Source organism: Streptomyces sp. NPDC054883 (assembly GCF_053610645.1).
On record NZ_JBSGYT010000065.1, the window covers coordinates 1 to 20,374 of the forward strand.

A 20,374-nucleotide genomic window follows, 5' to 3' on the forward strand; every position below is an offset into this window, starting at 1 on the left:
ACGTCGTCCAGCGTCGCCACCTGGTAACCGTCCATCGCCGCCTGCAGCGCGCAGATCGGGTCGATCTCCGTGACGATCACCCGCGCACCCTGACCGCGCAGCGACTCCGCACAGCCCTTGCCGACATCACCGTAACCGCACACCACGGCGACCTTGCCGCCGATCAGCACGTCCGTCGCCCGGTTGATGCCGTCGATCAGCGAGTGCCGGCAGCCGTACTTGTTGTCGAACTTCGACTTCGTCACCGCGTCGTTCACGTTGATCGCCGGGAAGAGGAGCTGTCCCGCCTGGTGCATTTCGTAAAGACGGTGGACCCCGGTGGTGGTCTCCTCGGTCACGCCGCGGATTCCGGACGCGAGCCGCGTCCAGTCCAGGCCGCTGCCGCGCAACAGTGCGAGGACCAGCGCCATCTCCTCGTTCTCGGCGGTCGAGGGGTCCGGTACCGAACCGGCCTTCTGGTACTCGACGCCCTTGTGCACGAGCAGGGTGGCGTCACCACCGTCGTCGAGGATCATGTTCGGGCCGGCGTGCCCGGGCCAGGTCAGGGCCTGCTCCGTGCACCACCAGTACTCCTCCAGCGTCTCGCCCTTCCAGGCGAAGACGGGGATCCCGGCCGCCGCGATCGCGGCGGCCGCGTGGTCCTGCGTCGAGTAGATGTTGCACGACGCCCAGCGCACCTCCGCGCCCAAGGCTGCCAGCGTCTCGATCAGGACGGCGGTCTGCACGGTCATGTGCAGGGAGCCGGTGATCCGGGCACCGGTCAGGGGCCTGCTCGCCGCGTACTCCTCGCGGATCGACATCAGACCCGGCATCTCGTGCTCGGCCAGGGTGATCTCCTTGCGCCCGAACGCGGCGAGGGACAGGTCTGCGACCTTGAAATCCGTGAATTCGGCTGTCATGGGGGGACGCTCCTTGAACGTGGGGAATGCGGGGTCGACGACGGGGCTCAGACTCCGGCGGCCCTGCGCAGGGCGTCGGCGCGGTCGGTGCGCTCCCAGGTGAAGTCGGGCAGCTCGCGGCCGAAGTGACCGTAGGCGGCGGTCTGGGCGTAGATGGGCCGCAGCAGGTCCAGGTCCCGGATGATCGCGGCCGGGCGCAGGTCGAAGACGCTGGTGACGGCTTCCTGGATCTGTTCGTCGGGCAGGATCGCGGTGCCGAAGGTCTCCACGAACAGGCCGACCGGCTCGGCCTTGCCGATGGCGTACGCGACCTGCACCTCGCAGCGCGCGGCGAGCCCGGCGGCGACCACGTTCTTGGCGACCCAGCGCATCGCGTACGCGGCGGAGCGGTCGACCTTCGACGGGTCCTTGCCGGAGAACGCGCCGCCGCCGTGGCGGGCCATGCCGCCGTACGTGTCGATGATGATCTTGCGGCCGGTCAGGCCCGCGTCACCCATCGGACCGCCGATCTCGAACCGGCCGGTCGGGTTCACCAGCAGCCGGTAGCCCCCGGTGTCCAGCTTGATCCCGTCCTGCGCCAACTGCCGGAGGACGTGCTCCACGACGAACTCGCGGATGTCGGGGGTCAGCAGGGAATCCAGGTCGATGTCGGCGGCGTGCTGCGAGGAGACCACGACGGTGTCCAGGCGGACGGCCTTGTCGCCGTCGTACTCGACGGTGACCTGCGTCTTTCCGTCCGGCCGCAAGTACGGGACGATGCCGTCCTTGCGGACCTCGGTCAGTCGCCGGGCCAGACGGTGGGCCAGGGCGATGGGCAGGGGCATCAGCTCGGCGGTCTCGTCGCAGGCGTAGCCGAACATCAGCCCCTGGTCGCCGGCCCCCTGCTTGTCCAGCTCGTCCGCCTCGCCCTCGGTGCGGGTCTCATAGGCGGTGTCGACGCCCTGCGCGATGTCGGGGGACTGTTCTCCGATGGACACCGACACGCCGCAGGAGGCGCCGTCGAAGCCCTTCTTCGAGGAGTCATAGCCGATCTCCAGGATCGCCGCCCTGACGAGGGCGGCGATCGGCGCGTACGCCTTCGTCGTCACCTCTCCCGCGATGTGGACCTGGCCGGTGGTGATGAGGGTCTCCACGGCCACCCGTGAGGCCGGGTCCTCCGCGAGGAGGGCGTCGAGGACCGTGTCGCTGATCCGGTCGGCGATCTTGTCGGGGTGGCCCTCGGTGACGGACTCGGAGGTGAATAGCCGCTTGCTCATGCCTGGCCCACTTCCAGCGGGAAGAAGTGCTTCTCGATGGCGCCGAGGGTGCGGATCTCGTCGACCTCCAGGGTCTCCATCTGGATCGGCTTGCCGCTGTGCTGCTCCAGCAGGAAGACGAACTCGACGAAGGACAGCGAGTCGATCAGCCGGTTCTCGATGAGGTCCAGGTCGGGGGCGATGTCGTCGAGCTCCGAGTGGCGGGCGAGGAGCCAGTTCTTCAGCTGCTGCAGACCGTTCGACATGATGGTTCTCCTTGCGGAAGTGATGGGTGTGGATGAGGGATCCGGTACGGGTCCGGCCGGGTCGGGCAGTGGCCGCGGCAGGGGGAAGCCGGGCGCGCCGGCCTCCAGGACGGGGGCGGCGACCGCCACCGCGTAGTCCACGTCGTGGCTGATGGTCACGGTGATCTCGGCGATCCGTGATTCCGCGGCCATCTCGGCCGCCGCCCGGTGCAGTTCGACGAGCGGCCAGCCGCCCTCGGAGCGCCGGACGACGATGTCCAGCCAGGGCAGGAACCTGCCGCCGACGCGCAGGGTCTTGAACGCCGCTTCCTTGGCGGCGATCCGCCCGCACAGGCTCAGTACGTCGAGCCTGGAGGAATTGCGGCAGTCGGCGAGTTCGCCGGGGGTGAGCATGCGCTCGAAGAAGTCCTCGCCGTACTCGGCGAGGAGCCGGCGGACACGGGTGACGGACACGATGTCCATGCCGAGGTTCGCCCAGCCCAGACCGCCCGCCGGAGGGGCGACGGGTCGGGTCGGCACGTCAGATCGCCGGCCCGGCCGCGTTCGCCCGCAGGACCGCGGCCGTCGCCGCCTCCCAGCTGCCGTGGCGCCTGGTCAGCGCGGACAGCCACCGTTCGAGGCCGAAGGCGACGCAGCTCGTGAAGGCCGGGCCGCCGCTCGACGCGAGCGGGATGTCGCACCGGTCGCCGAAGAAGTTGCGGTGGGTGTTGACGGACGCGATCGCGAGGTCCTCGTACAGGAACTCGTGCTTGACCGGCGTCAGGCGCTGGAGGACCGCCTTGGAACTGCCCTTGTCGAAGAAGGGGTCGCAGGCCGCCTCCTTGCGCAGGGGCAGGTCGAGGGCCTCGGCGAAGGAGGTGATCCGCCCGGTGAACGAAGCGAGGTGCGTCTCGGCGTGCTCGCGGGTGCCGATCGCGACGATCTCGCGCATCCGGAAGCCGAGTTGGCGGCGCAGCCCTTCGTAGTGCTCCTCCTTGCGGAAGCACCATCCGACCACGGTGACGAGCTCGTCGTCGGCGGCCGTGCGGCCCTGGTGGTCGATGTAGACGGCGTAGCAGGAAGCGGAGGGCAGGCCGAGCGCGGCCGGCTGCAGCGCGTCGCACGGAAAGCAGCCGGTGTCGGTACAGAACTCGCTGGTCTGTCTGGCCTCCAGGTTCAGCGGGGCGGCGACGACGGCCTGGTGGGGGAAGTTGTCGTAGTAGTCGAGCCGGGCCAGATCGGCGGCCGGGAGCAGCGGGGGCATGGTCATCGGGCGGGCACCGGCTCGCACGCCCCAGCTCTCGAAGGTGTCGTCGAGGAGCCGGAGCAAGGCGGTTCCCTCGGGGCCGAGGGACGGCAGGCCCCGGGTCGTCCCGGCGCTCGCGGTGGTCGTGACGGTCATGGTGGGGTCACCTCTCGGACGGCGGTGGGGCCGTTCAGACGACGGGCAGCACGTCGTCGGTGAAGATCCCGGTCTTCAGGAAGAAGCCGAGCGGCTTGCGGATGGTCTTGCGCTCGAAGGGGCGGCGCCGTTCGTCGGCGACCAGCGCGTTACGCAGGGCCAACGGGTCGGGGATCCCGGCGTCGCGGTAGACGTGCGGGTTGTAGAGGGAGTTGACGCTGTAGACGACGTAGCGCTTGAGGTAGGCCTCCACCTCGGCGAGCCGGGCGGCAGAGACGCTGTCCCGCATCCGGGTGAAGAGGAGGGACACCAGTTCGCGGCCGAAGGCGATGTGCCGGGACTCGTCCTGGTGGTGGATGCGGTTGACCTCGCGGATGGTGTGGCAGAGCGAGTCGTCCTGCGCCATCCGGGTGTTGTAGTGGTCGACGAGCTCCTCGAAGAACAGGATCCGGGCGAAGACCAGGAAGTTCTCCACCTCCGGCTCCCACGCGGAGTCGGCGCGCATGGCGGTGGATCCGTAGATCTTGTCGCCGTAGCGGCGGCAGAACTCGGCGAAGAACCACATGTGTTCGTTCTCCTCACCGATGAAGTGGTGGAAGAAGTCGGAGGGCACCTCGAAGCCGGGCATGTGGATCCGGCCGACCACCTCGATGAGCAGCTCGCGGATGCCGTGCACGTTGAGGCTGTAGAAGTTGATGCTCTCCCACTTGGAGAGGCGCTGGATGGTCTCCTCGCCGAGCTCCTCGTAGAAGGGGGTGCCGTAGACCGTGAGCAGCTCGGGGGTCATCCACATCCGGCCCTCTTCGAGCTTCGCGGGCCAGTCGAACTGCTGGTACGGGTTGTAGTACTCCTCGATGGAGCGGGAGCTGAGCCGGTCCAGGACTTCCAGGAACCGGTCGGTGACGGGAAGCGGGGCGCTGACGCCCATGGTGACTCCTCGGTGTGGTGGTGGGCGCCCGGTCCGTCGGCGGCGGCGCGGCGGCGACGGCGGTCCTCAGGGCCTCGGGGCCTCAGGGCCTCAGGGCCTGACTTCGTAGACGGCGTTGACCGGGGTCTCGGTCGCGCGGCGCCAGCGGGTGAAGCCGGCCTCTTCGGCGATGGCGCGGAAGGCCTGCTCGCCCGAGTGGTTGCCGAGGGCGTGGGGGCCGCGCTGCGCGACGGCCACGGGCAGGCACATGACGGCGGACAGCGCCATGAACATGCGGGCGGCCGGGGTCTGGGTGTCGATGTCCGCGGGCGACACGTTGGACTCGACCAGCATCCACGTGCCCTCGGCGTCGAGGGACTTGTGCACGTGCTGGGCGGCGGCGACCGGGTCGCCCATGTCGTGCAGCGCGTTGAAGAAGGTCACCAGGTCGTAGCCGCTGCCGGGGTAGTCGTCGGCCGGGGCGACCTCGAAGACGACGCGGTCGCCGAGGCCGGCCTCGTCGGCGAGCTGACGGGCGATGGCGATGGCCTCTTCGGAGTAGTCGAAGCCGTACACGGTTGCCTCGGGGAAGGCCTTGGCGATCAGCAGGGTGGTGTGTCCGACGCCGCAGCCGACATCGGCGACGGTGCCGCCCGCGGCCAGCTTGGCGGTGACCCCGTCGAGCGCGGGGAGCCAGTCGGGGACGAGCCGGTGCTCGTAGGCGGGCTGGAAGAAGCTGCCCATCCCGGTGTCCAGGGCCGGGTCGTGCTCGGCCCAGCCGACGCCGTCGCCGGTGCGGTAGGCGTCCACGAGGGAGTCCTCGGTGGCGTAGAGCGCCTTGAGGGCGGTGAAGAACCCGGCGGCGAAGGTGAGGGCCTGCGGGTCGGCCAGTACGGGGACGTGGTCGGCGGGCAGGGCGTACGTACCGGCGCCCGGGTCACGCTCCACGTACCCGGCGCTCAGCTGGGCGTGCAGCCACTCCTCGGCGTAGCGCGCGCTGATCCCGGCCCGTTCGGCGAGCGCGGCCGGGGTCAGCGGGCCGGCTTCGGCGAGCGCCCGGTAGAGGCCGAGGCGTTCGCCGAGGGCGACGGTCAGGCCGCGAACCGCGGCGCCGGCGTCACTGATGACGCGCTGGTGGAACTCGTCGGTGGCGCTCATGCCGCTCTCACCCCGGTGGTCGGAAGGTCGCAGGTGAACAGGAAGGAACGGGGGATCCGCGGGACGCTGCGGGCGGGTACCGGGTAGGGCCAGCGGCCGAAGTCGGCGCCCGGCTCCCCGGGCTGGCGCACTTCGCGCACGGCCCAGCCGCAGTCGGCGAGCAGCTGCTCGGGGGCTTCGGTGCCGAAGAGCCACGGGTTCCCGTCCTCGGCGAGGCAGTTGAGGAAGGGACGGGAGAGCGGGTTCTCCAGGGCGGACTTGCTGATGACGTCTCCGAGCAGGACCGAGCCGGGGGCCGACTGCGTGGCGAGCGTGGAGATCAGGCCCCGTACGGCGAGTTCCGGCAGGAAGAACAGCAGGCCCTCGACCACCCACAGCACCGGCTCGTCGCTGTGCCACCCGGCCTCCTTGAGGGGGCCGGTCCAGTCCCGGGTGAGGTCGACGGGGACGGTGACCCGGGTGCGCCCGGCCGGGTCGGCCTCGTCGGCCAGCATCCGCGCCTTGGCTTCCAGCAGGGCGGGGCGGTCGAGTTCGTAGACGGTGACGCCGTCGGGCCAGGGCAGGCGGTAGAACCGGGTGTCCATGCCGGCGGCGAGGAACACGACCTGGCGGATGCCGTGCTCCTCGACGGCCGAGACGATGGCCCGGTCCAGGTAGGTGGTGCGGATGGCGAGGAACGGCACGGTGCCGGCTCCCGCGTAGCGCTCCAGGAGTTCGAAGCCGATGTCGTCGGCGACGGTGCGCGCGTAGGGATCGGCGAACAGCCGGTCCTCGCGGTCGGTCTCCAGGGCCCGCGCTGCGGCGGTCCACTGGGCGGTGCGGGATACGGCCTCCACTGGAGGTCTCCCTTCCACATCGGTACGGGGTTTCGGACAGGGGCTCAGACGGCGGCGGAGCGGGCTCCTACGACCGGGTCCTGCGCGGCCGCGGGGTGGGCGGCGGCGCGGTCGGCGGGGCGGCGCCGGAAGATGCTGTGCAGGATCATGCTGAACACGACCGTCCCGTCCGGGTCCACGAGCGTGCAGCGGGGCTGCACGACGCCGGTGGCCGGGTTGAACGGGGAGGGGCGCGAGCCGAGGACCTCCACGCGGGCGGTGAGCACGTCCCCGGGGCGGACCGGCCGCAGGTAGCGGACTTCGTCCACGCCGGGGGATCCGGTACAGGCGCTGTAGGCGAGCAGCCCGTCGACGTAGCGCCGCATGAACATCGAGGCGGTGTGCCAGCCGCTGGCGATCAGTCCGCCGAACGGGGATTCGGCCGCGAGCGCCGGGTCGGTGTGGAAGGGCTGGGGATCGAAGCGCTTGCCGAACTCCAGCACCTCCTCCGCGGTGACGGTGACGGTGCCCAGCTCGTGGACGTCACCGGTCCGGAAGTCCTCGAAGTAGCGCATCGCGCGGCCCCCTTGGCGGAGAGGAGTTTCTCTGGCGTGAACCAATCTACGAATCAGCCGTTTATTTTGTCAACCCAAAAAAAGCCGAAGCGGTCTGAATCAGGCTGCGGCCAGGGCCTGTTCGACGTCCCGCCACAGGTCCTCCGCGCTCTCGATGCCCACGGACATCCGCACCAGCCCCGGGCCGATACCGGCCAGGGCCAGCGCCCGCTCGTCCAGTTCGCGGTGCGAGGTGCTGGCGGGGTGGGTCACCAGCGTCTCCACACCGCCCAGCGACAGCGCGAGACGCGCCACCCGGACGCCCTCCACGAACGCCCGCCCGGCCTCCCGGCCTCCCGCCGGCTCGAAGGAGAGCAGCCCGCCGCCACCGGAAAGCACCTTGCGCGCCACGGCGTACGTGGGGTGGCCGGTGAGCCAGGGCCAGTGGACCGCGGCGACGCCCGGGTGGGACTCCAGCCGGGCCGCCAGCAGGCCGGCGTTGGTGCAGTGCTCCCGCATCCGCAGCGGCAGGGTGGCGATCCCGCGCAGGGTGAGCCAGGCCGCGAACGGGTCGGCGGCCGCACCGAGCTCGACCGTACGCGGCCATATCCGGCGCCGGAGGGCGTCGTCCGCGAAGACCGCGGCGCCGCCGAGCACGTCGGAGTGGCCGGCCAGGTACTTGGTGGTGGAGTGCAGCACGATGTCGGCGCCGAGCTCGACGGGGCGGCACAGGACGGGCGAGGCCAGGGAGTTGTCCACCGCACTGATCACCCCGCGGCGGCGCGCCGCCGCCAGCAGGCCGGGCAGGTCCGGCACCCGGCCGGTGGGGTTGGCGATGGTCTCCAGCACGAGCAGCCTGGTGCGCGGACCCGCGCACGACTCGAACTCGCCCACCTCGTCACCGCTGATGTAGCGGACCTCGACCGAGTAGCGCTCGGCGAGGTCGGTCAGGGCCGCGTACGTGCCCCCGTACAGGCACCGCTGGGCGATCACCTGGTCCCCGGGGCGCAGCAGCGCGAGCAGCACTCCGCTGATGGCGCCCATGCCGGAGGCGAAGGCGATGGCGGACTCCCCGCCTTCGAGGTCGGCGAGGGTGCGCTCAAGGGCGCGCACGGTGGGGTTGCCGCGGCGGCTGTAGACGTACTGGCCGTCCGGGCCGGCCATCGCCTCCGCGAGCTCGGCGGCGGAATCGAAGGCGAAGGCGGACGACTGGACGAGGGGGACGGAGAGCGGCCGGCTGCCGTGCGGCTGCGGTTCGCTGACGACGTGCACGGCGCGGGTCCGGATGTCCTTCACGGTGTTCTCCTGTGGTGTGGCGCCTGAGGGAAAAGGGGTCGCCCGACGTCCGGGGAGGACGTCGGGCGACCCCTGGGCGGGCGGGGGGTGTCCCCGGGTCTCACACCCCGGCCGGCTCGCTCTTCGGCGCGGGGGCGGCGGCCGCGGCGGCGGCCTTGTCGCCCTTCATCACGAGGAGCGTGATCACGGCGCCCGCGGCGGCGATGCCCGCGGCGCCGAGGAACGCGGCGCTGAATCCGTCGGTGAGGGCGGGCAGGTTGCCCAGTTCACCGGCGCCCTGGGTGGTGGCGAGCGCGGTCAGCGCGGCCAGCCCGAGGGCCGAGCCGACGTTGTAGGTGGTGTTGACGATGCCCGAGGCCAGACCGGCCTGCTCCTGGGGGGCACCGGACATCGCGGCGATCATGGCGGGGATGTACGCGAGCGCCATGCCGAGCGCGGCGACGAGCGAGGCGGGCAGGACGTCGACCAGGAAGGTGCCGGTCGGCTCTACGGCGGACAGCCAGACCAGCCCGGCGGCGAGGGCGAACAGCCCTCCGGCGATCAGCGGCTTCGCCCCGAACTTGGCCATGAGGCGGGCGGTGATGGCCGTCATGAAGATCATCAGCAGCACCGTCATGGGCAGCAGTGCGGCGCCCGAGGCGAAGGCCCCGTAGTTCAGGACCTGCTGGAGGTAGAGGTTGAGGAAGTACCACATCGGGATCCAGGCGGCGCCGAGCAGCGTCATGGCCAGGTTGGCCGAGCCGAGGCGCGGGATCCGCCAGACGCTGAGCGGCATCAGCGGCTCCCGTACGGTGCGCTGGACCACGAAGAAGAGCGCGAGCAGGGCGGCCGCGCCGATCAGCTCCAGCACGGTGGCGGTGGCTCCCCAGCCCACTTCGGGGGCGCGGACCACGGCGAAGACGGCGAGCGCGAGACCGGCGGTGACGGCGACGGCGCCGAGGACGTCCACCGAACCACGCCGGGCCTGGACAGCGGGCAGCAGCCTGGTGGCGGCGAGGGTGGCGAGGCCGATCGGGATGTAGATGATGAACACCCAGGGCCAGCTGACCCACTGGGTGAACACGCCGCCGAGGAAGACGCCCGCGGTGCCGCCGGCCGGGGCCGCGGCGCCGTAGAGGGCCATCGCCTTGCCGAGCTCCTTCGGGTTGTGTCCGAAGAGCATCATCAGCAGGGTCATCGCGGAGGGCGCGATGAGCGCGCCGCCGACGCCCTGGACGGCGCGGCCGGCGATCTCGACCCAGGCGGTCTGGGCGGCGGCGGCGAGCACGGAGCCGACGATCATGGTCGCCCAGCCGGTGGCGAAGATCTTGCGGGCCCCGAAGAGGTCGGAGAGCCGGCCGCCCAGCAGGAGCAGCCCGCCGAAGACGATGACGTAGGCGTTGAAGACCCACTGCAACTCGCCCTGCGAGAAGCCGAGGTCCTTCTGCATCTCGGGGAGCGCGACCCCGATGATCGAGGTGTCCATGATGACCATGAACTGGGCGGCGGCGAGCACGGCAAGTGCCCACCAGCGCCGGGGATTGACGGTTGACATTGCCCTGACCCCTCTCTGACATATACCCCTAGGGGGTATCTCGCGGAGCACCGTAGCATACCCATGGGGGGTATGTAAGACGGATACGTGGACCCACCCCCGCCCCCATCCCACCCCGCCCCACCGGAGCCCCGCCCGCGCCGGGCCGGAGCCGGGCGGCGGGGTGGAGGCGGGCGGATCCGGCCGATCTCCGGGTTCAGGGAGCCGTCGACCCGCGTCCCCGCGTCACTACCAGGAGGGCCGTACGGACGTGCGGGCCCCGAACGCGCGCGTAACGATGCCGAGGTTGCCACCCATGCCGTTGCACTACCGCTCCTGCACCTTCCGCTACAGCCGCCGGGCCCGCCCGGTCGTCGACGGACTCGACCTCCGCTTCCCACCAGGGCATACGGTGCTCCTCGGCCCGAACGGAGCGGGCAAGAGCACCCTGCTCGCCCTCGGGGCCGGCGCGAGCACCCCCGACGCGGGCGAGGTCCGCCTCGGTGAGCTGCACTCGGCCAGAAGACGCGACCTGCGTGCGTACCGGAGCAGCGTCTCCTGGCTCCCCCAACAGCCCTCCTTCCTGGCCGGAATGAGCTGCCGGGAACACGTCGCCTACATCGGCTGGCTGAAGGGGATGCGCGAGCGGGACGCCTGGCGCACGGCCCCCGAGGCGATCGAACGGGTCGGGCTGACGGCCAAGCTGGACGACAGGGCCACCACCTTGTCCGGCGGCCAGCAGCAGCGGTTGGCCATCGCCCAGGCCCTCGTCCACGAGGCCGAAGTGCTGTTGCTGGACGAGCCCACCGCCGGCCTCGACCCCACGCAGCGCCGCAGGTTCCACGACCTGCTCGGCGGACTCCGGGGCTCGGTCAGCGTGATCGTGTCCACCCACGACATAGGCGACTTGGACGACACTTTCGACCAGGTCGTGATGCTGGAGGAAGGGGCACCGCGGTTCCAGGGTCCGGTGGCCGGATTCGCGGCCCACGCCGCGCCCGGCTCTCCACCCGGGCGCCGGCTGGAAAGTGCCTACGCGGCACTGCTGGGGGCCTCCGAGCAGTGAAGGCCTCCCTCGCGAACCTGCGCGCCTCCGCCACGCCGTGGCTGGCTCTTCCCGCGCTCCTCTTCCTCTGCCTCTACGTCCGGAGCCGCAGCCTCGGCGGGCCTCCCGGGTACGGCCCCGCGTCCGGCGAACTGGCCGTCTGGGGCCTCGTCGTGATCGCTCCCACGGTGGCCGCGGCCGCCGCCTGGGAGGCCGGCCGCCACCGCAGCCTGCGGAACCTGCGCTCCGTGGGTGTCCGGGGCCCGCTGCGGCAGGTGCTGTGGGCGGCCGCACCCGTACTCGTCCTCCACCTCCTCCTGGCCGCCGGCGCGCTCGTCCTGGCCAGGGTGGCGGCCGGGGTGTGGCCCGGCGGCGGGGGGCTGCTCGCCGCGGTGCACCTGCTGGTGCTGCCGTGCGGCTGGCTGGTCATCGGGTGGGTGCTCGGCCTGTTGTGCCCGCGCGCGGTCGCCGCACCGGTGGCCGCGTTCGGCTGCTGGACGTGGCTGGCCGTGCCGCCGTCGCTGAACTCCGCGTGGGTGCGCCACCTGAGCGGCCTCGTGCTCGACTTCTCGACCCGGACCGACCTGCTCAGTCCCCTGGCCTATCTGGTGCCCTGGCTGGTCACCGCCGCACTCGCGGTGGGCGCCGTACTCCTGACCGGGGCGCGCCGCCGGCCCTGGCTGGTCGCCGTCAGCGCGGTGCTGGTCGTCGGTGTCCTGGCCGTGGGTCGCGGCGTGGTGCTCGACTGGGGCTACAGCGCCCTGAGGGCGCCGCGCGCCGGGCACACGGTGTGCGCGGGGGCCGCGCCCGTCATCTGCCTGCCGCAGGAATACGCGGCCGACTCCGACCGGATACGCAGTGCGGCGCTCCCGGTGCTCGCCTCGCTGCGCGCGGCGGGCGTGCCGTCGCCGCAGGTGCTGCGGATGGCTTCCGGCCGTCTCCCGCCGGAGCCCGGTACCTGGCCGTTGTCGTGGTCCCCGGCGATGCGCGGGGACGTGTTCGCCGAAAGCCTCGCCGGGTCGGCCCTCTCCGGCACGGCCGCGCAGTACGGCGTCCCGGACTGCCGGCTGCCGTCGGTCGCCTCCGCGTGGGCGTCGCTGGCCGCGGGACGCTCGGAGGCCGCGGTGCGCCGGGAGGCCCTGCCCTCGTACTGGGCGGACCTCCAGGCGGTCCGCGCGCTGCCGGCCGCCGCCCAGGCCGAGTGGTTCACCGGGACCGTCCGGGCACAGAAGTACTGCGCGGCGGTGCGGCCGTGACCCTCTACCTCACCGCGGCGCGCCGCTGGTGGACCGTTCCGGTGGCGGCCGGGCTGCTCGTCCTCGGTTGCTGGGCGGTCGGCGGGACCGAACTGCCGCTGCCGAGCTTCATGGGCGGCATGACCGCCACCCGGGTCCGGTACTTCACGCCGCTCCTGGTCGTCACGGCGGTCCTGTACTGCCTGGAGCGCCGCCTGACCGCGGCGGAGCGCACGGCGGTCGTCCCCGTCTCCCGGCTCGACCGGGCGGCGCTGCTGAGCACGGTGGCGCTGGTCCACCTGCTCTCCCCGGTCGCCGGGCTGGACACCGCCCGCAACGTGATGCTGCTGCTCGGTGTGGTCCTGGTGCTGCGCCGCTTCGCCAACGAGGCGGCGGCCGGCGGCGGCTGCCTCGCGCTCCTCGTCGCCACCGCCGTCCTGGGCCACGCCCCGCAGCCGACGGGCGCCCCGACGGCCCAGTGGTGGGCCCTCCCCCTGCACCCCTCCGCAAGCCTCCCGGCCTGGGCGGCGTCCGCGGCACTGCTCACCGCCGCCCTCTTCACCACCAAGGAGCGATCATGGTGACCATGACGAAGAGGCACCCCTCACTCCCCACGACGGAGTCCGCAGTGACCGCCGTACGCGAGATCGCCGACGCGTACCGCCTGACGATGACGGTCGTCCACGACATCGGCGCGGACCAGACCTCGCGCCGCTCGTCGGCCGAACTCTTCAAGGCGACCGACCCCGACGGCACCCTCCCCCACGAGGCGTTCATCGACCTCGCCGGCCGCCCCGCGGTGTCCGTCCGCCTCTTCCCGGAGGACGACGCCCTGATCACCGTCGACGGCGTGGAGTTCCACGACGTCCCCCGCGACTCCGTCCCGGCGTTCCTCCGCTCGGTCTACGGCGGCCTGGCCTACGTCAAAGCCCGCTCCTTCCCCCCGGGCTACCGCCTCACCATCCCCCTCCCGGCCGACGAAACCCACCACGAACGCGTCTCCGCCCTCACCCTCACCCCCTGGCTCGCCTCGATCCTCCGCCCCTGACCCGCCGAACGCCGGGACCGAGGCCCGTCGGCTTCGGCCTGCGCCGGGGACAACACGGGCTCGCTGGTACTGTCGGCACCACCAGGGAGCAGCTTTACGCCTTGGTCAAGCAGCGTGTTGATGACGGCCACAGCGTTGTCGTGGCTACGGAATCAAGCGAAGAGTCAGTGCGTGGCCGCCAGACACGTACTCGTGATCGGGGCGCCAAACGCCGCACCTATCTCCACCGCACCTCCAAGCAGGGCCCGCCGGCCGGCTGAGGCCGTCGTAGCACTCTCTCGCCGGATGCCGAAGGCAGCAGCCGGCCCCGTCGCCATGGAAACGCCGAGGACGGGGTCTTGCTGTCTGCTGCGGCTATCCATTCCGGCTCATACTCCGGTCGTCAACAGGAACGGACTGGGCTCTCCCGCCCAGGACACGTACAGGCCGTCGCGGGCCCGGGTGCAGGCGACGAACAGCAGGCAGCGTTCCGCCAACAGATCAGCCTCGTGCTGGAGACGGTCGACGTCCACGGGCGTCACCGCCTTGGGAAACGGCACGGCGCCTTCGTGGACACCGACTACCGCGACGCATCGATACTCCAGCCCCTTGAAGGAGTGCATGGTGCCGACGCTCACCGCGTCGGCCAGCGCCGACCGGTCCGCCCTCAGTCGCTGAGCGGGGATGCCGGCCGCCGACAGGCGCTCCGTCACCTGGTCGCAGGTCCGGTTGAAGCGGGCGCTCACGCCGATGTCACCGGGGGCGATGCCGTCCTCAAGCCAACCGTGGACGCGCTCGACGAGCGCTGCCAGCTCCGCCTCCGGGGAACCTGCCGCATGGGTCTCGGGGCCACTCCCGTGAAGGGCCGAACGGTAGCCGAGCAGGGTGTCGTGGCGGCCGTCGTCCTCAAGCTCCGCGAAGGGACGCCCGACGAGAAGTGCGGTGGACCAACTCAGGATCTCGTGTGTGGAGCGGTAGTTCTTGCGCATCTTCGCCGACCGCCCCGCGACTTTGATCCCGATCGCCTTCAGGGAGACCTTGCTGTCGTAGATCCGTTGGTGCGGGTCGCCCGCGATGAACAGGTCGTCCGGGCGCACCGGGGCGGCGGCGCGCAGGATGCGCCACTGGGCGGGGTGCAGGTCCTGGGCCTCGTCGACGACGACGTGCCGGTAGCGCGGCCCGGTTCGCTCCAGCAGGTCGGCGGCCTCCGTGCAGGTGCCCAGGTAGGTCCGCAGCCCGTCAGAGGCCAGCCGGGCGGTGAACTCCTCGATGGCGCCCCACACCGGCGGCCGGGCCGCCACGGGCAGCGCGCTGCCGCGCCCTTTACGCTCGGCGGCTTCGTACTGCTCGTACGTGCGCAGGTTCTGGGCGAGGACAACGTGCTTGTACTCCTGGGCGAGGAACTGCGAGCTCCCGGTGAAGCACGCGGCCCGGGCGGCCTGCTGCCAACGGGCCGGTTCCTCGTCGGCGCGCAGGGGTCGGCGCGAGGTGGACAGCACCCGCCCGGCGAACGCGTCAACGGTCATGATGTCCACCCGCTCCCGTAGCGTCCCGTCGTCGACGAGTTCGGCGAGGCCCGCACGCAGGGCGGCCACCAGTGCGTTGGTGTAGGTGGTGAGCAGGATGCGGTCGCCGTCACGCAGGTGGCCGAGCAGGTGGCGTACGCGGTGCAGGGCGACGACTGTCTTGCCCGTGCCAGGACCTCCGGTGACCTGGGCCGGGCCGGAGTAGGAGGCCCTGTAGGCCACCTTGTGCTGGGACGGGTGCAGGAAGACCCGCCACGCGGCGAAGGGCTTGTCCAGGATGTCCCGGAGCTCGTCCGATCCGGTGACCAGGGCGATGCGGGTTCGGGTGTGCCGGATGGCGGTCTCGTAGTCGGCGGGGTTCACGGGGTCCGTGCTGTCGGCGGCGGCCAGGTTGACGGCGACCACGTCGCGCCACACCTCCTCCACGGTGAAGCCGGCGGCCAGGTACTCCAGGACCTCCCGCTGGTCCTGGGGGAAGAACGGCGCGAAGGCCACCAGCTGCTCCGCACTGGTCAGGACCCGGGCCTGCCGCAAGGTCGTCCCGTCGATGCCGAGTGCGGCGAGGTCTCCGTCCGAGAACCGGGCGAAGAGCCGCTGCTCGGCGGCTGGGGCGATCCGCTCGTATGCGGGGGTGAGCTCTTCCAGGACGGCGATGTCGCGGATCTCGACGGCCCGGGTGACCGTGTTGATGCTCGCCTTCTGTTTGACGGCCCATGCGTTGGCCTCGTCGTGCGGCAGCACCCGCAGCAGGACGTACGTGTCCCCGCTGTCGGGTGCCAGCACGACCCCTCGGGTACCGCGGTCGATGCGGATCGTCCGGATGTGCGGGTCCCGGGCGTTCTTGAGTGACTCCAGCTTTAGGCCGGGGTCCTTGAACAACTGGTCCAGGGTGAGCCGCTCGAACTTCTCCCAGGCGTCGAAGACCCCCTTGCGGACCGCGCCCTGGAGTTTGGGGAGCTGGGAGCAGAAGGCGATGTCGAAGGCGAGGTGGGGCATGGCGAGCAGTCGTCTCCCGATGGTTCTACTGGTCGGTCTCGTCCTCATCCTGATGGCTCGGCTCGTCGGACTCGTCCGGCTCCTCCAGGTCGCCCAGCGTCCGCCACGCGAGATCGGCAAGGGTGTCCCCCGATGAGGTGACCCAGCGGGCCGTGCCCTGGTTGGCCACGGGCCGTTCCGCCCATGCGGCCTGCTCCCACATGAGGGTGATCAGTCCGGAAGGAGAGTACTGCTTGCCGTCGGGGGCCCAGACGATGGGCTTCGTACGGTGGTTGGTCCATGTGGCCCGGGATCGCTGTGGGTCTTCCGCCAGCCAGTCCTTGAGCGCGTCGGCTTCCGTCGGGTAGGCCGTGCTGAGGGCGAGCGGCTCGCCCTCGGGCAGTACCCGCTTGTCGACGAGGACCTGGACGGCGTTGGGGCGGCGACGCTTGCGGGTTAGCCGGACGCGGCGGTACGTGTCCGGTGCGGAGCCGTCCTTGCCCACTGCCATGGCCTCCAACACCCGTTCGGAGACCTCTCGGCACCGGTCGACGTCGGCGCATACGGCTCGGATCTGCGGGCGCCGCTCGGAAAGCCCGTCGATGACCTGCATGGTGACGGGCAGCAGCCGCTCGACGATCTCCTTGGTTTCCGCCTTCGCGTCGCCGGCCCAGGTCAGCTTGGTGTCGGGCTCGTCCATCCCCTCGGTGTCGAGGAGCCGGAAGACCAGATGGGCCAGCAGGTACGTGCCGTGCTCCGTCAGCGCGGCAGCCCTGCCCTCATAGCGTTTGCGGAGGTCGAGAAGGGAGCGGCGCACCTCCCGGACCACCTGGACGGCGTTCCAGAGCAGGTAGACACCCGGCCTCGGGCGGAACAGCACGTCATAGACCCCTTGCGGGCCACGCTCCCACAGCGGGTCGAGGGCGAGCGCGATCCGGGCAGCGTACTGGCTGTCGGCATGGGCGCAGGCGAGGGCAACGGCAGCCTCGACCACAGTGCAGCCGGACTCCTCGGGAAGGTCGACCTCGCTGCGCTGCACCCCGTACTCCAGGCCGAGTTCCGCCCGCATCTCGTCCAGGATGTCTCCCTGTACGGGATCGAGGGCGACGAAGTCACGCTCGCCCACGCTGTTCTGGCGGTTGGTTGCGCGCGTGGTGGCGCTGGCGAACTCCTGAGCCGCGTGCGTGACGATGATCCGTACGCCTATCTTCGCCTCGGCCGCCGCGTCTTCCTTCTGCAGCGCCTCAGCTACTGCGCGCACGGTCTGGGCGCCGTTCACCACGCTGGCGTTGTGCAGGGTCAGCATCAGGGGCTTCTGGTGGGGAGCACGTGCCGACCGTTCGACCTTCTCCACACGATCGCAGAGCACGGTGATGCCGTTGTTGTAGTACCAGAAGTTGGCCGGCTCGTCGGTGAGGGTGGCGATCAGTGAGTTGTTGATGGGCGTCCGGCCCAGGGGCTTGCGGATGTTCAGGTTGAACAGGTTCGTCCCGTGCTTCTCCACCCAGTCGGCGACCTGCTCGGCGTCGACGACTCCCTGGTATGACTCGTACAGCGCGTCGGAGCCCATGCCGAACCAGGGGAACAGCTCGGCGGTCAGGACCACCGGCTCGGGTGCCTGGTCGGCTCGTACGGAAGCCCAGATCTCGGGAGCCAGGATGATCCGGTGGCCCAGGACGTCGCCGTACCGGTTGAACTCCTCCTCCCCGTTCTTGATCGCCTGCATGAAGCCGTCGCCGGGCATGTCGGGCCGCATCATCACCACGACCTGGGTGACGGGGACGGTCCCCCGGTCCATGACGGATTTGGCGTACTCGGCCAGCCTGCGGCCCCTCGGGTTGAACGGGGCGAAGTTCTCCTCGTCGATGAGCCTGAGGCCCGCGAGGAGTTCGAGTACAGCCTCGCGCTCGCCCTTGGCGTATCCCCTCGCGCTCCACTTGCTCTGGACGAGGTACACATGCGGCTTGGCCCCCTCGACCACCGCGATCGCGTCTATACCCTGGTCGAGGTCCCCGTCGATGACAGTGGCCGCGGCTTCCTCCGGGCTGAACCCGGCGACGATCCGCACGGCCTGCGCGGCCAGCGCCCTGGAGGTGCGGCGCGTCTCGAACGCCTCCCCCGAGTACTTCGCCGCCAGGTCGCTGGTGTCCAGCAGATCGCCGTACACCTTCTGGAGGGCGTTGCCCACCTGCCTCGCCTGGGTGTTGAGATCAGGCTGGCCGCCCTTGGGCTGCTGTGCGTTCATGCTCTTGTTCCCTCCCCTTGGCGGCGCCGACCGGCCCCACCACCTTGCTGGCCCCTGAACCGCCCGCCGAATGGCGTTCAGGGCGCCCGGCCGTCGAGATCCAGCCGTATGAGCGCCAGCGCCTCGGCGATCTCCGCTGTCAGCTCGTCCGCGGGCCCGTAGACGACGTTCAGGTCCCCGTGCAGCGGTTCGAGCACGAACAGGGCATCAGCCGCGCGTCCCTGGGCAAGCAGCAGCATGCCGATGTCGCGGCGCAGTTCGAGGGCTTCCTCGCTGGCATCGCTGTCCACGGACCGGACGACGGCCAGCACTGATTCCAGTGCCGTGAGCGCCTCCGTCACCTGACCGAGTTCGGCGCGGCAGCGGGCGGCCTGGGCACGGCAGGCGCGGGCCCGCGCACTCGTGGGCCCCCCGATGCGCCCGTACGCGTCGGCGAGCGCATTGAACTCGGGCAGGGCGGCGCGGTAGTCCCCGCCCAGCAGCCGGATCGCCGCTCGCTGGGTGCGCAGGTCGAGGACCTGCCGGTTGTCGGTGCCGAGGGCGCGGGCGGCCGGTCCGATGACCTCGCTCAGCACCTCCGCGGCCTGCGCGAACCGCTCCTCTTCCAGGAGCGCGTCGGAGTGCGCGTACGCCTCCTTGATGTCCGCCCTGAGTCCGTCCGGTACGGCGACGGGTGCGGGGGCCGGCTCCCCGGAAGGCGCCTGGGCGGCCACCGGCCGGGGGCGGGAGCGGGGCGCGTACGGGTGCCGGAACAGCCCGGTCGGGTCCGGCGCTCCGGCCGGGCCGCTCTCGCCGGGCGACGGTTCCTGGCCGGCCAGCGGGAGGAAAGGCCGCAGCCGCTCGTACACCTCCTGGACGTCGACGGGCCTCGCCTCGGGGGCCTTGCGGAGCAGGTGCAGGACGAGTTCCTCCAGCGCGGCCGGGACCTCGGCGCGCACGTGCCGGAGCGGGGTGGGGGCGGCGCTGACGTGCTGGTACATGAGCGCGAACTCACTGTCCGCCTGGAACAGGGCGCGCCCGCAGAGCAGTTCGTGCAGGACGCATCCGAGCGCGTACAGGTCCGTCTGCGGGGTGACACGTCCACCGCGGACCTGCTCGGGTGCCATGTACTGGGACGTCCCGATCGGGCTCCCGGTCGCGGTCAGCTTGGTCGCGTCGGTGCGCAGGATGGCCGCGATGCCGAAGTCCAGGACCTTCACGGTCCCGTCGCGGGCGACGAGGACGTTGCCCGGCTTGAGGTCCCGGTGGATCACCGGGACCTCGTGGGCGTGCGAGAGCACGGTGGCCACCTGCGCGGCCACGGCCACGGCCCAGCTCACCGGCAGCGGCCGGGTCGGGTCCACGTAGGCGGACAGCGGGACGCCCTCGACCAGCTCCATGACGAGGAACAACCGCTCGTGGCTGTCGTCGAGGACGGCGTCGTAGACCTGCGGCACGCCGGGGTGCTGGATACGGGCCGTGATCCGGGCCTCGCGCCGGAACCGCTTGGCCAGCTCGTCCGCCATCTGCGGCGAGGTGACGGCCTGGGGGCGGATGAGCTTCACGGCGACGGGCCGGTCGAGTACGGCGTCGTAGCCGCGCCAGACGTCGCCCATGCCGCCGTGGCTGAGCTCCTCCATGAGTTCGTAACGTCCGGCGATCACCTGCTGCGGCACCGTGCCCCCGCCCCGTCGTGTTTCTGTCGCCGACGTGCGAACCGAGGTGGTGTCGGCCGGCCCGACATGTCGGGACCAGTGTGGTGGGGGTGGCGATCCTCCGTCCAGGGGAGGGCGGGAAGGTCTGTCACATATGGCCGAGAAGCGCCCTTGTGTCGTGACTCCGCCGGTCGCACTCGGCCCACACGATCTTGCCGGGCGCCCCGCAGGGGCGCGGGCCCCAGCCCCAGCGGTCGGCGAGAGCGGCGACAAGGAGCAGGCCGCGCCCCTCGGTACGGTCCGGGCCGGGGAGGTGCGGTGCGGGCTCCGGTGTCCGCTCGCCGCGGGTGTCGGTCACCTCGATCCGCGCGGGAGCGAGGGGCTGTACGGGCACGGTCAGCCGTACGTGGAAGTCCCGGCCCGGGATACGGCCGTGCTGGACGGCGTTCGCGCTGAGCTCGGCCACGAGCAGGGTGATCACGTCGTGCGCCTCGGTGCCGTACGGGATGCCCCAGGCGTGCAGCCGCTCCGCGCACAGCCGGCGGGCGAGGCGGGCGCCGCGGGGCGTGGAGGCGAACCGCATCTCGAAGTGGTGGGTGGGCATGGCAGGTTGGGTGGGGGTGCCGGTACCGCCGGGGTTGCTCGTCATGGCTCCACGGTGGG

General features: G+C 71.4%; 18 protein-coding genes. 4 read left to right on the forward strand and 14 right to left on the reverse strand.

Annotation, left to right across the window (positions count from 1 at the left end):
* The 10 genes from ACWGH1_RS32280 to ACWGH1_RS32325 form a co-directional block, all read right to left on the reverse strand.
* Positions 1 to 899 (reverse strand): adenosylhomocysteinase (locus tag ACWGH1_RS32280; protein ID WP_453409242.1); only part of this gene is annotated, 899 nt, incomplete at its 3' end.
* Positions 900 to 946: 47 nt separating this feature from the next.
* Positions 947 to 2,155 carry a methionine adenosyltransferase gene (metK, locus tag ACWGH1_RS32285; protein WP_453409243.1) on the reverse strand — a complete coding sequence of 403 codons (1,209 nt, stop codon included), beginning with the start codon at positions 2,153 to 2,155 and terminating at the stop codon, positions 947 to 949.
* On the reverse strand, positions 2,152 to 2,919 hold the full coding sequence (gene acpS / locus ACWGH1_RS32290) for a holo-ACP synthase (protein WP_453355047.1): 768 nt from the start codon (positions 2,917 to 2,919) through the stop codon (positions 2,152 to 2,154). Before acpS ends, metK begins: the two co-directional genes overlap by 4 nt.
* A 1-nt stretch (position 2,920) precedes the next feature.
* Positions 2,921 to 3,781, reverse strand: coding sequence for a hypothetical protein (locus ACWGH1_RS32295; RefSeq protein WP_453355046.1), 861 nt, complete (start codon positions 3,779 to 3,781; stop codon positions 2,921 to 2,923).
* A 34-nt stretch (positions 3,782 to 3,815) separates the two neighbouring features.
* Positions 3,816 to 4,709: a diiron oxygenase gene (locus ACWGH1_RS32300; protein ID WP_453355045.1), complete on the reverse strand. Its 894-nt coding sequence runs from the start codon at positions 4,707 to 4,709 to the stop codon at positions 3,816 to 3,818.
* A gap of 90 nt (positions 4,710 to 4,799) precedes the next feature.
* Positions 4,800 to 5,846 (reverse strand): methyltransferase domain-containing protein, encoded by a 1,047-nt coding sequence (locus tag ACWGH1_RS32305; protein ID WP_453355044.1) that lies wholly within the window; start codon positions 5,844 to 5,846, stop codon positions 4,800 to 4,802.
* Positions 5,843 to 6,682 (reverse strand): class I SAM-dependent methyltransferase, encoded by an 840-nt coding sequence (locus ACWGH1_RS32310; RefSeq protein ID WP_453355043.1) that lies wholly within the window; start codon positions 6,680 to 6,682, stop codon positions 5,843 to 5,845. The genes ACWGH1_RS32305 and ACWGH1_RS32310 overlap by 4 nt, the downstream gene beginning before the upstream one ends.
* 44 nt (positions 6,683 to 6,726) lie before the next feature.
* On the reverse strand, positions 6,727 to 7,236 hold the full coding sequence (locus ACWGH1_RS32315; protein WP_453355042.1) for a MaoC family dehydratase: 510 nt from the start codon (positions 7,234 to 7,236) through the stop codon (positions 6,727 to 6,729).
* A 99-nt stretch (positions 7,237 to 7,335) separates the two neighbouring features.
* Positions 7,336 to 8,511: a trans-sulfuration enzyme family protein gene (locus ACWGH1_RS32320; protein ID WP_453409244.1), complete on the reverse strand. Its 1,176-nt coding sequence runs from the start codon at positions 8,509 to 8,511 to the stop codon at positions 7,336 to 7,338.
* 100 nt (positions 8,512 to 8,611) lie between these two features.
* Positions 8,612 to 10,045 carry an MFS transporter gene (locus tag ACWGH1_RS32325; RefSeq protein WP_453409245.1) on the reverse strand — a complete coding sequence of 478 codons (1,434 nt, stop codon included), beginning with the start codon at positions 10,043 to 10,045 and terminating at the stop codon, positions 8,612 to 8,614.
* A 295-nt stretch (positions 10,046 to 10,340) separates the two neighbouring features.
* On the opposite strand from ACWGH1_RS32325, the gene ACWGH1_RS32330 reads away from it, so the two are divergent.
* From ACWGH1_RS32330 to ACWGH1_RS32345, 4 genes are read left to right on the forward strand one after another with little or no spacing between them, the layout of a single operon-like run.
* Positions 10,341 to 11,090 carry an ABC transporter ATP-binding protein gene (locus ACWGH1_RS32330; RefSeq protein ID WP_453353090.1) on the forward strand — a complete coding sequence of 250 codons (750 nt, stop codon included), beginning with the start codon at positions 10,341 to 10,343 and terminating at the stop codon, positions 11,088 to 11,090.
* Positions 11,087 to 12,325 carry a DUF7224 domain-containing protein gene (locus ACWGH1_RS32335; RefSeq protein WP_453353091.1) on the forward strand — a complete coding sequence of 413 codons (1,239 nt, stop codon included), beginning with the start codon at positions 11,087 to 11,089 and terminating at the stop codon, positions 12,323 to 12,325. The genes ACWGH1_RS32330 and ACWGH1_RS32335 overlap by 4 nt, the downstream gene beginning before the upstream one ends.
* A complete protein-coding gene (locus ACWGH1_RS32340) occupies positions 12,322 to 12,888 on the forward strand; it encodes a hypothetical protein (RefSeq protein WP_453353092.1) in 567 nt (188 codons plus the stop codon). Before ACWGH1_RS32335 ends, ACWGH1_RS32340 begins: the two co-directional genes overlap by 4 nt.
* Entirely contained in the window at positions 12,882 to 13,352 is a 471-nt protein-coding gene (locus tag ACWGH1_RS32345; RefSeq protein WP_453353093.1) for a hypothetical protein, read from the forward strand. Before ACWGH1_RS32340 ends, ACWGH1_RS32345 begins: the two co-directional genes overlap by 7 nt.
* 368 nt (positions 13,353 to 13,720) lie before the next feature.
* Here the strand turns inward: ACWGH1_RS32345 and ACWGH1_RS32350 are convergent, their stop codons facing one another.
* The 4 genes from ACWGH1_RS32350 to ACWGH1_RS32365 form a co-directional block, all read right to left on the reverse strand.
* Positions 13,721 to 15,853 carry a UvrD-helicase domain-containing protein gene (locus ACWGH1_RS32350; protein WP_453353094.1) on the reverse strand — a complete coding sequence of 711 codons (2,133 nt, stop codon included), beginning with the start codon at positions 15,851 to 15,853 and terminating at the stop codon, positions 13,721 to 13,723.
* 25 nt (positions 15,854 to 15,878) lie between these two features.
* A complete protein-coding gene (locus ACWGH1_RS32355) occupies positions 15,879 to 18,077 on the reverse strand; it encodes an AIPR family protein (RefSeq protein WP_453353095.1) in 2,199 nt (732 codons plus the stop codon).
* 77 nt (positions 18,078 to 18,154) lie between these two features.
* Positions 18,155 to 19,696: a protein kinase domain-containing protein gene (locus tag ACWGH1_RS32360; RefSeq protein WP_453353098.1), complete on the reverse strand. Its 1,542-nt coding sequence runs from the start codon at positions 19,694 to 19,696 to the stop codon at positions 18,155 to 18,157.
* Between the two features lie 163 nt (positions 19,697 to 19,859).
* Positions 19,860 to 20,360, reverse strand: coding sequence for an ATP-binding protein (locus tag ACWGH1_RS32365; RefSeq protein ID WP_453353096.1), 501 nt, complete (start codon positions 20,358 to 20,360; stop codon positions 19,860 to 19,862).
* Between the last annotated feature and the right edge of the window lie 14 nt (positions 20,361 to 20,374).